The following is a 12,140-nucleotide window of genomic DNA, read 5'->3' as shown; positions in this document are numbered from 1 at the left end:
GAGCCTGCCGGTTGCGCAAGGATCGAGAGCACATTGGTCCAGGGCAGGTAGAAGTCCGAAGGGCTCTTTCTCGAGTGGCGGGCTTCTGCTCGGTCTCCCTGAAAGGGAGGCGCGATTGACGGATCTGCTATGGACCCGCCAGAACCGAGGGACCGGTCTTGGCCGCTGAATCGGCCGTCACTCTTGCTTTCCGCCACGCTCCGACCAGGTCAAGCTCAATGCGCTTCGCCTGACTGCAAGCAGATTGGCGAAAGAGCTCGGAGGCATCGCAAGGGACGTGAGCCCGAGATTGCAGCACGTCGGCCTCAAAACGCTTTTGTTAATGGTGGCTTTGATATTTCGCTATTGAAGCTTTCGAAACGATGAGCAACGTGCTCACCCGATCAAGCTCCACAAACGATTGTTTGTCTTAACCATCTGATCTCCAGTCTCGTTCAAATACGGTCGGCTGGTGAAGACGTATAATGATGATCGACCATCGGCTCATTGCATTTTCTACGACTCGTCAGCTTGTCGAAAGCTAATACTTGCATAGTGAGGGGCAGGAAACTGCCTCCATTGGCACGATCGAACTGACATAGGAGAACCCGATGCGCGTTACGAGCTCTAGCGCCGCTGGGCACGTTGATGCTGACCTCCATGCGGCTGGCGGCAAAAGCGGCGGCAAAAAAGGATCTCACAAGCCTGGCGAGCGCGACGATCATGCCCGATCCCCTGATGCAAACATTCCCGTAAACGGCGGCGCGTCCACGGGCGGCAACTCGCAAGAAGCCGCTATGCAGCAAGCGTTCAGCGTCGCTTTGGGAGCCGTTGCTCTCCAATTTGCGAATAGTGCAATGAGCCATTTCGACGATGTCATGGCCGAGACAGAGGAGGATTCCTGACGTCGCATGTTGCGACGTTAGGAAATAGGAGCCGCACGTCGCGGCGAAATTCGAGCACACAGGAGAATAGTATGTCTAACAAAGTTGGTGCGTCTCATACCTCGACTGCGGGTGGGGCGGCCGGCACCGCTACTGCTGCAGCCGGTTCTGCGGCTGCTGAAGCTGCTGGAGAGGCGGCATTCCAACGGCAAATCGCCGCTCTGACTTTGACCAGCACAAAGGCTGCTGAGAGGGATGTGGAACTTCGCGTCGTCTCGACCGAGCTCTCGACCGTCAAGAAAGCGGCCGATGAGCGGGTGCAGTAAGGGATGAGATGGGGCGACGTCGCCGCCCCACTTTCCCCGGCTGCTTAGTCTGTGAGGTCGCAACGGGCCGTACGGTTTTGCCGTACGGTTCCGTTCGCTGTTCAGGAAACCGACCGTGAATGAACCAAATTGCCCGCATTTTGAAGTGTTGTCGGGGTGTTACTCCGGGCTGACAAGTAAAGTGGGGGTCGGATCGTGTCTGATTGGCAGCAGCCTCGATGCTGACTTAATCTTCGTCGAACAAGGCCTCGCACCGCACCATCTTCGTGTCACCCCCCATTCCAATTCAATCGAGATCGAGGCCCTTGCAAGGGACGTTAGGATCGAGGGGCACGAGACTGTTTTACCGAACGAATCCATTGTTGTCCCTCTTCCTTTCGTTTTGCATGCCGGGACGATGTCCATTCGCTGGACGATCGAGGACTACAAACAAGCTGGCTCCATCGACCGCCGGCATATATCGCTCGCCTTTCTCGCTTTGGTCCTGATCAGCTCTGCCGCGGTTGGCGCAGTCTCATCCAATTTTGTCCAGACCGATACCACCGTGGCGTCAAGTCCGCCGTCCCCTGCTCCGGACATTGCGCCCAAGCTGGTGCTCAGCGCTCCTGATGCTTTGGCCGCCGATGCAGCTGCCGAACGGTTGCAAGAGGAAGTTGATAGAGCGGGCCTTGTCGGCATCAAGGTTGGCTCTGGGGCGGGCGTTGTCACCGCCGATGGCAGCGTTACGCCCGCCTCGCTCGCCACATGGCGAGACGTCCAGCAGCGGTTTGATCACAATAGCAATGGCGCTTATACGCTCGTCAATGCCGTGGCTATCAAGGATGAGAAGACGCCTCCCGCAATTGGGGTCCAAGCTGTTTGGCGCGGGAGCGATCCCTATATTGTCATTGCTGGTCAAAAGTATTTCGTCGGCGCGCTCTTGAGCAATGGATGGACCGTCTACGGGATTGAGGAAGGGCGTGTTCTGCTGAGCCGGGATGGCCGGCTTGCCACTCTACCCTATTAGCGTTTTAGGCCGCAGGTAAGGAAGCAAAATGCCATGACTAGGCTGCCCCCGAATCCCATCGAGCCCGGCACCTCTTTTCAGGAGCCAAACGTTGATCATCATGCATCTGCCGTCACGCCGGTCAATTCTCGAGCCAAGTCCATCGGGATTGACCGGACGCGTGGCAATGATCACAAGAGCCACACCTCAATTTCTCATCATAGTGACGTGCAGGATCGGTTGGTGGACGCCACGATCGAGAGCGCGCTCGAGCTCAGTTCGATCGATGCAGTTTCGCGCATCAATCTCGACGAGGCGCGCGCCCCGCCAGGTCAGATCGAGTCAGGCTCGGAACTCGCTTGGCATAATGAGCCCAATCTCGCGCACAGTCTGCTCTGCTTCGTGACGCCGCGCTTACGTCATTCGCATGTTCTGCGTCCTGAGCAACACGGCCTTCTTCTGGAGCGTTTGGCTGATACGCTATCAGCCGCGCCAGAGGATTTGGTGCCACGTGAAGGGGCCGCCCTTCTGCAACTGGAGCTGCAACGTTTACTCCTGCTCCGGCAGAGTCACAACGGCTTGATCAAAGGCTAGCAATGGTCGGGCCGGACAAAGTGCAACATTTCACATCCACACAGCCGCCGATCGTTTCCGAAGCCGGCGCTATCGAGCTGATCTCCGGGCCGGAGCGAGATTTGCTCTGCGTGCTTTCTTATGTCTACCTTGCGTGCGGACAAAGCGCCAAGAGCCTGGCTCTGTTGCGGCTGGTCGCTCACGAACAGTCTCAAGACATCGGCTTGCTCCGCATCCTGGCCTACGCTCTCATCTCGGAGCATCGCGGTGACGAAGCACTGTCGGTATTGGACAGGCTTGACAAACTGGATGACGAGCCGTCTTCGTGCCCGCCTTTGATGCTGATGCGCAGCCACGCCCTGCGTCACGCTGGCCGCATGACCGAAGCGCAAGCCGTCTTCAAACGCTATGTTTTGTTGCGGGGCAGCACAGCTGCAATCAAACAACAATAAGGCTTCTCATGGCCAACCTTCTACGAAATCTCATCACGCGCGCGCCGGCTCACCCGGATTTGATGGTCGCGTTGATGCTTCTTCTGGCGATCGGAATGATGATCATGCCGATCCCGATCGTTGTGATCGATATGCTGATCGGCTTCAATCTGGGGTTTGCCATATTGCTGTTGATGGTAGCCCTGTATCTCAATACGCCGCTCGACTTTTCGTCCCTGCCGGGCGTCATCCTGATCTCCACCGTCTTTCGTCTCGCTCTTACCGTTGCAACGACGCGACTGATCCTAGCCGAGGGCGATGCCGGCAGCATCATTCATACGTTCGGCGATTTCGTCATATCCGGCAATATCGCCGTCGGCATTGTCATATTCCTGATCGTGACCATGGTGCAGTTCATGGTTCTCGCCAAGGGCGCCGAACGGGTGGCGGAGGTATCGGCGCGCTTCACGCTCGATGCGCTGCCGGGCAAGCAGATGGCGATCGACGCGGAGCTGCGCAACGGCCATATCGATCAGCACGAAGCCCGCAGCCGGCGCGGCGCGCTGGAGCGAGAAAGCCAACTGCACGGCGCGATGGACGGCGCTATGAAATTCGTGAAGGGCGATGCCATAGCCGGACTAATAGTCATCTGCATCAACATGCTGGGTGGCATCACGATCGGATCGCTCTCCAAGGGCATGTCCCTCGAGGAGGCGATGCATCATTACACCATCCTGACGATCGGTGATGCGCTCATTTCGCAGATTCCGGCCCTGCTGCTGTCAATTACAGCCGCAACCATTGTCACTCGGGTCAACGGTCCTTCCAGACTCAATCTCGGCGCCGATATCGTCAACCAACTTACGGCCAGCACACACGCGCTACGCTTGGCCTCCTGTGTCTTGCTTGTGATGGGGTTCGTTCCTGGCTTCCCTTTGCCGCCCTTTGTCATACTGGCCGCGCTGTTCTCCGCCGCCAGCTTTCTCAAGGTTGGCGTGCAAGAGGGCAAGACCGCTCCCAAGGCCGGCGCCGGTCCCACCGGTTCGGCTCCCGCTTCTGCACAAGGTCAGAAGCAAACCGTGCCCGCGGAGGCACTTCCGATTACGCTGTTGCTAGCGCCAAGCCTGATGCAGGCAATCGACGTAGGGGAACTCGAGCAGTGCGTCGCACGGCTTTCGGCACTGGTTTCAGCTGATCTTGGCATCACAATTCCACGCATTCCCGCCCAAAGCGCACAGCACCTGCCCCAATCGCAATTCCGGGTGGATGTCGAAGGAGTGCCGGTGGAAGAGGGCGCCATTGACCCGACACAACTCTTACTTAACGACGACGTGGCGAACATTGAACTGAGCGGGATCCCCTTTTGGCAGGACCCAGACACGAATCGGATCTGGATCGAACAAGGACATGCGCCTGCTCTCAAAGCTGCCGGAATAGGGCACCACCGTCCGAGCGAAATCATCGCCTTGCGCGTCCAGTCGACGTTGACACGCTATGCACAGCGCCTGGTGGGCATTCAGGAAACGCGTCAGTTGCTTAGCCGGATGGAGCAGGAATATGCTGATCTGGTGAAGGAGGTGCTGCGCACGACACCGATCCCTCGCATCGCGGATGTGCTACGTCGCTTGCTGGACGAGGGCATCCCGATCCGGAACACCCGTTTGGTTCTGGAGGCGCTCGCAGAATGGAGCGAACGGGAGCAAAATGCCGTACTGCTCACCGAATATGTGCGCTCCGTTCTGAAGCGGCAGATCTGTCACCGCTATGCCAACGCCCATCGTGTTGTGGCGGCCTTTATCGTCGAGCGTGAGACCGAGGATATCGTGCGAGGTGCGGTGCGCGAGACCGCTGTCGGTCCCTACCTCGTTTTGGAGGATCGGCAAAGCGAGATGCTGCTTGCACAATTTCGCCAGATCCATTCGAGCATCGCGCGCAGTCAGAACCAGCCAGTTATCCTGGGCTCGATGGATATCCGGCGCTTCGTCCGCGGCTTTCTCACCCGCAATGGAATAGACCTACCTGTTCTCTCGTATCAGGATCTCGCCTCGGACTTCACCGTCCAGCCGATTGGCTCCGTCAAACTTGCGCCTGGCAAGGACAAGACTCCTACAGGCGGGCATCGTGACCTCCTCCCTGCGGCCGGCTGACGAGCACAGGTTTGGGGTCGTGAGGTCGCTTATGAATTCATGTAAGACTAACGCTATGGGGCGCTGGCGTAACTTTCGTCGCCATTCGTGCTCGGCCTTTCTCCCCATGCTTGCCATTGTGCTGCTCACGGGTTGCGTTAACTCGCACAAGTCGGGTCTTTCACAGCAGCCGACGTCTACGGCAGAGCTGGTTGGGGCCAAGGAGGTCGATCCGGCTATGCGCGAGCGCATCTCTCAGGCCCTCACTCGGGATCCTGACGAGAAGGCTTTGCGCGATGCGCTGAGGCAACGACCGGACAATGTCGATGCGGCGATTCCTCTCGCGCGGGCCCTGCTGATGCGTGAAAGCCCTGATGAGGCGCTTGAGGTGCTCGACAACATCTTGCTTGCAGCACCCGGCGACCTGCGCGCACTGAATGCCAAAGGTGTTGCGCTCGATCACGAGGGCCGCCATAACGAGGCGCAAACGCTATACCGCCAAGCTCTGGCAATTGACCCAGAAAATCCGATGTTGAGCAACAATCTCAAGCTGTCGCTCGCCCTTGAAGGGACGACGCAGAAAGGCAATTCGGGCCCACAACTGCAAGCGGATGGCCGGCGCGCACCGTACCGTTAGGGGTAGCCAACGAACAAGAGCGGATCGCAGCTGCTCGTGCGTATCTGTCAGCTTACCGACAGCTAGCCGATTATCAGCCGCCGTTGAGGCTCAAGAGCTAAATTCCCTGCGAAGCGACATCGTTCATACAATGAAACCGGCATGTATAACCAGATCAGTAACCCAACCACACGCCAAGTGTATCCGCGACGGATGAATGGGACGCCCCACGAACAATGGCTCGTACTGAACTGATAGTCAAACGTTTCCAGGACATAGTCTCTACTAAGAATTCGGCGCCATCGAATTCTTCCCTCGGGTCGATCTTCGGTGGCAACCCCGCCGTACTCGCCCGTTTCCGAGCCCCCAGTGGTTGATATCTCAAAATCTTCCGTCGAGCGCGATAAGTTTCCTGGACGAGATGAAAGCACCTCGACGATAGATCTCAGGGTCACTCATCCGCTGGCCAACAACCCAGGCGATACTTCTGGAACGTCAGCTCCGGCGCGATGGCGACGAACCGCTCGCCCTCTCTACACATTCAATCGCCAGCGAAAGCTCGCGCAGCAGCGTTGGGTTTTGCTGAGGTAAGTGACTCGATGATGGCGCTTGATCCCGCCAAGCAGGACGACAAGTGGAACAAGAACAAAGATGCCAAATGCGCGAGTAGGCAGCTTATATCTTTGCCGCAGCTGAAGACAGTAGCGCCAACGCCGACATGATTTCACGAGGGCTGGCTTGCGCAACCGGATCACCTGGCCACGGTTCTCCCTCGTGAACCTTACTTATTGTTCGATCGTGGATCTGCGAAGCGCCCGCTGCCGTTAACGAAAACATGCGGCCGAGGAACTAAAATATCTCTCGAGCTCCGCGATCGCGCGTTCCTCCCACTCTGCAGCTTGCGCTAGTAATGAGTCCCGTTGGATTGGCCGAAATGCGGCGGACTGACGGCACAACGACGCTATCGCGCGATAGCGGCGCACGTTTTCCATAACGGCCGGTCCGGTCATGTGTGGATCTCCTCCCCTGCTATCCCGGGCAAGAACTTGCTCGAAAACCGTTTTCGATCCGTTAGCGGTCGGAGCGGAAGGCGTGAATGGTTGGCAGAATCTTGTCGGCATGAGGGGGACCGACAATGAACGTCTTCCAAAAGGAGCGCATCCACATAAAACCAGGCTCCGCAGTGCTCCATCCGAGCGCTTCTGCACCCCGTTGTCTCAGTTTATTGGTTGGATAGCGGAATGTAGAAATAGCTAACGGGAACGAGGCACGTTTCGGCTTGCAATCTCAATCAGATGACTGTGATCTGGCCTGTCTTTCGAATCCTCAGGAGTAATGAGCAATCCGTTTATTGGTGATTTGAAGAACGAAGAGGGCCGGTGCTTTGTCGGCATCCCTTTGCCTCCATAAACAGCAAACGGCACGCAACTGTGACTTCCTCCGTCTCATCGACGCTAGCGAGACTGAGCAGTTGCTTGCCTCGCCGGTCGACGACCGAAATGCTGCTTAGAGACAAATCCTCTTAATCTCGCAACCCTAGGCGATCTGCCAGGTCGTGTAGGTAATCGCATAACCTTCCATGGCTCGGTTTAATTGATTTAGCAGTACGCTTGCGCGGCGGGAGTGCACAGGAATTCATTAAGCGAAATCGAAGAAGGCCAGAGATACTCATCGATGCTCATCTCAAGTAGTATCGCCGCAAGTTACGAAAAGTAAAAGGCTATGGGAACGAGGCTAACGGCTGGGATCTCCTGGGACGCAGACTAATCACCCCTTGATCCACATCCGATTGGTGCCCGGGCCTCCCATCCGATACCACGTGTGCCGCTAATTGTGCTTCAAAACGTGCCGCAGTCCTCCCCGTCAACAGACGGCGTCGTGGATCTGCTGAAACTATGATGCCTGTCAGCATGGCGGCCCGGCCGGAGTCAGGTGAGGCCGTGTTGGACCGGCGACTAGCAATGATGAGTGTTCCTGGTTTTGCGGCCGTGTGCATCACGAAAGGCTACTGCGCCATTCAAGAGGAGGCGTCAGCCGGCCGAAAGGCCTCTGGCCATCAGCCTACCAAAACAAGGAGACGACGGCATCTGTTGTTTGTTTGTAGCATATGCTGTGCGAGCGTACGGCTGGCAACAGATGACAACAATGTTGCGCCGGAGCGCTCGCACGGTACGCGATTAGGGGCACTCGGATGATCACGCCGTTTCGACGGAACTGGAATCCAAAAGAATTATTCGATGCTCTTACGCCAGCGATGTTCGCCGCCGAGCCGTCGGCTGTCCACGCACGTTGGGACAAATTGTGGCCTGATCTGTACACGGAATATGACGCTCGGTACCTGAAACAAGAATTAGTGGCGCGAAATCTTATCGCGTCCGATGAAGCTGCAGCATTCTTCCACGCGTGGGCGATTGACGAAGAGCGCCACACCGACGGATTCATCCGAATCATTGAACTTGTCGCTAACGGGTCGGAAACGGATCTTCGGGCGAGATTGGACGCCCGAACGCATGATTTTGGTCCGATCCTTGAACACCTGAAGGACGAATTCTCCCTAATGGTCATAATCGCGTTTGATGAGATGTGCACTTGTCGCGCCTATGCAGCAGAAAAGCCATTTTATGACGCCCTTGGGAACAACACGTTCCATTATTGGCTGCGGGAGGTTATTGCCGACGAGGCGGTCCACTCGATGAACGCCGTTAACGTTATCCGCGCACGCTATCGCGACCGCATCGACCAAGCCGCCACAATTCTCGATAACCTAATCCGCGCGTCGGATAATCTACGCTATTCTGGCACCTTCGTCCTGGACTATTTCGGCGCAGTGTACTCCAAGGAGCTGCTCGCCAACTCCCGCCTCGCGACCATGAGAAATATTGCCAAGCCCCTCATTGCGTAGAGCGAGAGTGTAACAGCGAGCCTGCCGAAAGTTGCACCGGCGTCATATCGCCGCTCAATCCACCTTTTCTGCAAGTTTTCCTTTCTGTCAGTTGTGCCAAGTTGTCCTGACGCGTGGTGCGCAATGTCGTGTTCACGCCAGGTTAGCCAGAATAGTACGCGCCGGTTCTGTTTTGCGTCCAGTCGGCGTGCGCGCGCCCGTAAGTACGCCACTCCGGCAACTGGTCCGGCATTTGCTCTGCTGTTTGGCAAACACGTGCGGCTACCCGCTTTGTCGGATTTGTCCGCCATAAACGTGGATCCGTATGAAAAAAGGCGATGCAATGAATAACCGGATCTCGGTCACCGCCAAGGCGGGAGGTACCGCCAGTGCCTCCGACTCGACGACGCCCACCGCGCTGGCGGTCGAGCATAGTACGGATGAAAGCACTGACTTATTTCTTCTTGAAGAGGGTGGCGTTTTTTCCGACACGGTCAGATCAGATCGACCAGCTAGCTTCACGCTTCAGAACGGCCTGGAGGTAGTCGTGATCCCGGATCATCGCACACCCGTCGTGACTCAGATGATCTGGTATAAGGTCGGTTCCGCCGACGAGCCGCCTGGCAAATCGGGGCTTGCGCATTTCCTCGAACACCTGATGTTCAAGGGTACCTCCAAACATCCGGAGAATGAATTCTCCAAGGCCGTGCTGCGCGCCGGCGGCAATCACAACGCCTTCACCGGGCTCGACTACACCAGCTACTTCCAGCACGTGCCGCGCGAGCACCTCGGCGAGATGATGGATTTTGAAGCCGACCGCATGACCGGTCTCATTCTCAAAGATGAGAACGTGCTGTCCGAGCGCGACGTCGTGCTGGAGGAGTTCAATAAGCGCGTCGCCAACCATCCAGGTGAACGGCTTGCTCAGCAGATGATGGCGGCGCTTTACCTCAACCACCCCTACGGTCGCCCCATTATCGGGTGGCGCCACGAAATCGAAACGCTTACCCGAGAGGACGCGCTTGCCTTCTACAAACGCTTCTATGCACCGAACAACGCGATCCTGATTGTCGCTGGCGACGTCGCCCCCAAGGAAATCCGCTCGATGGTGAAGGAGAGGTTTGGCGGCATCCCCGCGCAACCATCGATTCCCCTGGAGCGCCTGCGGCCGCAGGAGCCGACGCCGGCCGCGCCGCGCGCAGTGACGTTGGCCGATTCCCGCGTCGAACAGCCAGCCCTGCACCGCTCTTACCTCGTACCGTCGGCTCGCACCGCGGCCGCCGGCGAGGGGTCGGTGCTTGACGTGCTAGAGCAGTTGATGGGCGGCGGCGTCAACTCATATCTCTATCGCTCGCTGGTGGTCGAAAAGCAGCTCGCGGTCACTGCCGGAGCGAGCTACCACTCTGCCGCGCTCGATTTCTCGCTATTCCAGATTTGGGCCATACCAAAACCCGGCGTCAAACTCAGCCAGATCGAGCGCTCCATCGACGAGGTAATTACCGACATTGGGCGTAATCCTGCGAGCACCGAAGACCTCGAGCGGGTCAAAACGCGGTTGATCACGCAAGTAACCTACGTCCAGGACAATCATGAAATGCTCGCGCGCTGGTATGGCCGCGGCCTGACAACGGGACTATGCATCGACGATATTCGAGGCTGGCCGGACGACATCCGCGCGGTCGATGCACAGCAGGTGCACGAGGCCGTGCGGAAATGGCTCGACAAGAAGCGATCGGTGACCGGCTATCTCATCAAAGAGTCTGCGCCAAAACACGGGGAGAAGCTCTAGTGATCCATCCTTGCACACGACGTAGGATCCTCCCCGGGGGAGCCTCGCTCTCAATCGCGATGCTCGCGTCGCCAAATTCGCTTGCCGCCACGAGGACGCTCGCGCGGACCAGGATCAAGCGCTTGGTTTCGTCTTGCGGTATAGAAGCCTGGTCCGTGCAGGATTCCACTGTCCCGTTGATCGCGATGGAATTTGCCTTCACCGGCGGCGCGACTCAGGACCCCTCTCAAAAACCTGGCGTAAGCCACATGGTTGCTGGCCTGCTCAAGGAAGGTTCCGGCGACCTTGACTTTAAGACCTTTCATAAGCGGCTCGAGCGTCGTGCGATTGAGCTGCGTTTTCGCTCAACCCATGATCACTTCCAGGGTTCCTTGCGCACGCTCAAGGACAACGCGGACGAAGCCTTCGACCTTTTACGGATGGCGCTAACCTCGCCGCGTTTCGACGCGGCCGATGTCGAACGAATCCGGGCCACTGTGCTTGCACGTCTTCGACACGACTCGACCGATCCTTCGTCTGTGGCCCATCGCAAGTTCCTCGAAGCCGCCTTTAGCGATCATCCTTATGCTCGCCCAGCCGGAGGCTCGCTGGAAAGCGTGCCGAAGATCGAGGTCGCGGATCTCAAGGCGTATGGCCGACGCGTGATTGCAAAAGACACGCTCAAAATCGCGGTGGTCGGCGACGTCGATCCAGGGGTCCTCTGCAAACTGCTCGACAAGACCTTTGGCAGCCTGCCGACCAAGGCGGAAGCGACGCCGGTTCCCGAAGTTGTCCCGGCAAAGCCGCCGCGGCGGGTCTTTATTCCGCTCGACGTGCCGCAGACTGTTGTGACTTTTGGCGGTCCAGCTGTCCGTCGCAGCGAGCCCGATTTCATGGCCGCCTATGTTGTCAACCACATCCTCGGCGGCGCCGGCCTGACGTCGCGCCTCTTCCGCGAAGTCCGCGAGAAGCGCGGATTGGCCTATTCGGTCCGCGAGAACCTGGTCTGGCTGGATCATTCAGCCATCTTTCTCGGCAATAGCGCCACCTGCGCCGATCGTGCCGACGAAACGGTCGAAGAAATCGAGAAGCAGGTCCGCCACATCTCCGAGGAAGGACCGACTCAGCAGGAGCTCGATGATGGAAAGTCCTACCTGAAGGGCTCGCAAGTGCTGGCTCTCAACACATCATCAAAGCTGGCGCGAACGCTGCTGCGGCATCAGCTTGACAAGCTAGCCATCGACTATTTCGAAAAGCACAACGCCATGGTCGATTTGGTGACGTTGGAGGACGCCAAGAGAGCAGCGCAGCGGCTGTGGGGCGAGGGTCTGCTCACAATCATCGTCGGCCGCTCCCCGAGGGACGCAGCGCAGCCGACACCATGCCATCGGGAACCACACCCCCGCTAGACGCCGAGCAGCTAGACGCCCCCGACGACGCCACCCAATTGACCCTCTAGCATCCCAGGCGCTTAGCAAGCTCCTCGCTGATGCGCCCAGAGTGCCTCTAGCCACCCACCTTTGGCTCGCGAAGATATTCGCTCATTGGAGAGCTACCACGCGGCCGCTCGA

The 12,140-nt window shown here is 57.9% G+C and carries 11 protein-coding genes; 10 read left to right on the top strand and 1 reads right to left on the bottom strand.

Features of this window, described 5'->3' with window-relative positions; all coding sequences use genetic code 11:
• Window positions 1-590: 590 nt before the first annotated feature.
• The 7 genes from XH85_RS10490 (at window position 591) to XH85_RS10460 (ending at window position 5,941) form a co-directional block, all read left to right on the top strand.
• Complete coding sequence (locus tag XH85_RS10490; RefSeq protein WP_128931821.1) at window positions 591-884, top strand: hypothetical protein; 294 nt, start codon at window positions 591-593, stop codon at window positions 882-884.
• A gap of 71 nt (window positions 885-955) precedes the next feature.
• The gene (locus XH85_RS10485; protein WP_128931820.1) at window positions 956-1,189 is read left to right on the top strand and encodes a nodulation protein NopA; all 234 of its coding nucleotides are present in this window, start codon (window positions 956-958) and stop codon (window positions 1,187-1,189) included.
• Window positions 1,190-1,304: 115 nt separating this feature from the next.
• On the top strand, window positions 1,305-2,195 hold the full coding sequence (locus tag XH85_RS10480; RefSeq protein WP_128931819.1) for a SctD/MshK family protein: 891 nt from the start codon (window positions 1,305-1,307) through the stop codon (window positions 2,193-2,195).
• Between the two features lie 33 nt (window positions 2,196-2,228).
• Window positions 2,229-2,768 carry a hypothetical protein gene (locus tag XH85_RS10475; RefSeq protein WP_128931818.1) on the top strand — a complete coding sequence of 180 codons (540 nt, stop codon included), beginning with the start codon at window positions 2,229-2,231 and terminating at the stop codon, window positions 2,766-2,768.
• 2 nt (window positions 2,769-2,770) lie between these two features.
• The gene (sctY, locus tag XH85_RS10470; RefSeq protein WP_128931817.1) at window positions 2,771-3,199 is read left to right on the top strand and encodes a type III secretion apparatus assembly chaperone SctY; all 429 of its coding nucleotides are present in this window, start codon (window positions 2,771-2,773) and stop codon (window positions 3,197-3,199) included.
• 8 nt (window positions 3,200-3,207) lie between these two features.
• A complete protein-coding gene (sctV, locus tag XH85_RS10465) occupies window positions 3,208-5,325 on the top strand; it encodes a type III secretion system export apparatus subunit SctV (protein WP_128931816.1) in 2,118 nt (705 codons plus the stop codon).
• Between the two features lie 106 nt (window positions 5,326-5,431).
• Window positions 5,432-5,941 carry a tetratricopeptide repeat protein gene (locus tag XH85_RS10460; RefSeq protein ID WP_128931815.1) on the top strand — a complete coding sequence of 170 codons (510 nt, stop codon included), beginning with the start codon at window positions 5,432-5,434 and terminating at the stop codon, window positions 5,939-5,941.
• A gap of 803 nt (window positions 5,942-6,744) precedes the next feature.
• On the opposite strand, the gene XH85_RS46265 is transcribed toward XH85_RS10460, so the two are convergent.
• Window positions 6,745-6,930 carry a hypothetical protein gene (locus XH85_RS46265; RefSeq protein WP_091881765.1) on the bottom strand — a complete coding sequence of 62 codons (186 nt, stop codon included), beginning with the start codon at window positions 6,928-6,930 and terminating at the stop codon, window positions 6,745-6,747.
• 1,181 nt (window positions 6,931-8,111) lie between these two features.
• On the opposite strand from XH85_RS46265, the gene XH85_RS10450 reads away from it, so the two are divergent.
• The 3 genes from XH85_RS10450 (at window position 8,112) to XH85_RS10440 (ending at window position 11,978) form a co-directional block, all read left to right on the top strand.
• Complete coding sequence (locus XH85_RS10450; RefSeq protein WP_245473449.1) at window positions 8,112-8,822, top strand: hypothetical protein; 711 nt, start codon at window positions 8,112-8,114, stop codon at window positions 8,820-8,822.
• 304 nt (window positions 8,823-9,126) lie between these two features.
• On the top strand, window positions 9,127-10,590 hold the full coding sequence (locus tag XH85_RS10445; RefSeq protein WP_245473946.1) for a M16 family metallopeptidase: 1,464 nt from the start codon (window positions 9,127-9,129) through the stop codon (window positions 10,588-10,590).
• Complete coding sequence (locus tag XH85_RS10440; RefSeq protein WP_420809158.1) at window positions 10,590-11,978, top strand: M16 family metallopeptidase; 1,389 nt, start codon at window positions 10,590-10,592, stop codon at window positions 11,976-11,978. Before XH85_RS10445 ends, XH85_RS10440 begins: the two co-directional genes overlap by 1 nt.
• Window positions 11,979-12,140 lie beyond the last annotated feature (162 nt).

This window comes from Bradyrhizobium zhanjiangense (genome assembly GCF_004114935.1).
In the GTDB taxonomy this organism is placed as follows: domain Bacteria; phylum Pseudomonadota; class Alphaproteobacteria; order Rhizobiales; family Xanthobacteraceae; genus Bradyrhizobium; species Bradyrhizobium zhanjiangense.
Note: the sequence above shows the minus strand (reverse complement) of the source record. Positions and strands in the feature narration are given on the sequence as shown.

Excerpts from the sequence above, each read along its gene's own strand:
- XH85_RS46265 (WP_091881765.1), bottom strand. The coding sequence starts at position 6,930 with ATGACCGGACCGGCCGTTATGGAAAACGTGCGCCGCTATCGCGCGATA.
- XH85_RS10450 (WP_245473449.1), top strand. The coding sequence starts at position 8,112 with ATGATCACGCCGTTTCGACGGAACTGGAATCCAAAAGAATTATTCGAT.
- XH85_RS10445 (WP_245473946.1), top strand. The coding sequence starts at position 9,127 with ATGAAAAAAGGCGATGCAATGAATAACCGGATCTCGGTCACCGCCAAG.
- sctV (WP_128931816.1), top strand. The coding sequence starts at position 3,208 with ATGGCCAACCTTCTACGAAATCTCATCACGCGCGCGCCGGCTCACCCG.
- XH85_RS10485 (WP_128931820.1), top strand. The coding sequence starts at position 956 with ATGTCTAACAAAGTTGGTGCGTCTCATACCTCGACTGCGGGTGGGGCG.
- XH85_RS10460 (WP_128931815.1), top strand. The coding sequence starts at position 5,432 with ATGCTTGCCATTGTGCTGCTCACGGGTTGCGTTAACTCGCACAAGTCG.
- sctY (WP_128931817.1), top strand. The coding sequence starts at position 2,771 with ATGGTCGGGCCGGACAAAGTGCAACATTTCACATCCACACAGCCGCCG.
- XH85_RS10490 (WP_128931821.1), top strand. The coding sequence starts at position 591 with ATGCGCGTTACGAGCTCTAGCGCCGCTGGGCACGTTGATGCTGACCTC.
- XH85_RS10475 (WP_128931818.1), top strand. The coding sequence starts at position 2,229 with ATGACTAGGCTGCCCCCGAATCCCATCGAGCCCGGCACCTCTTTTCAG.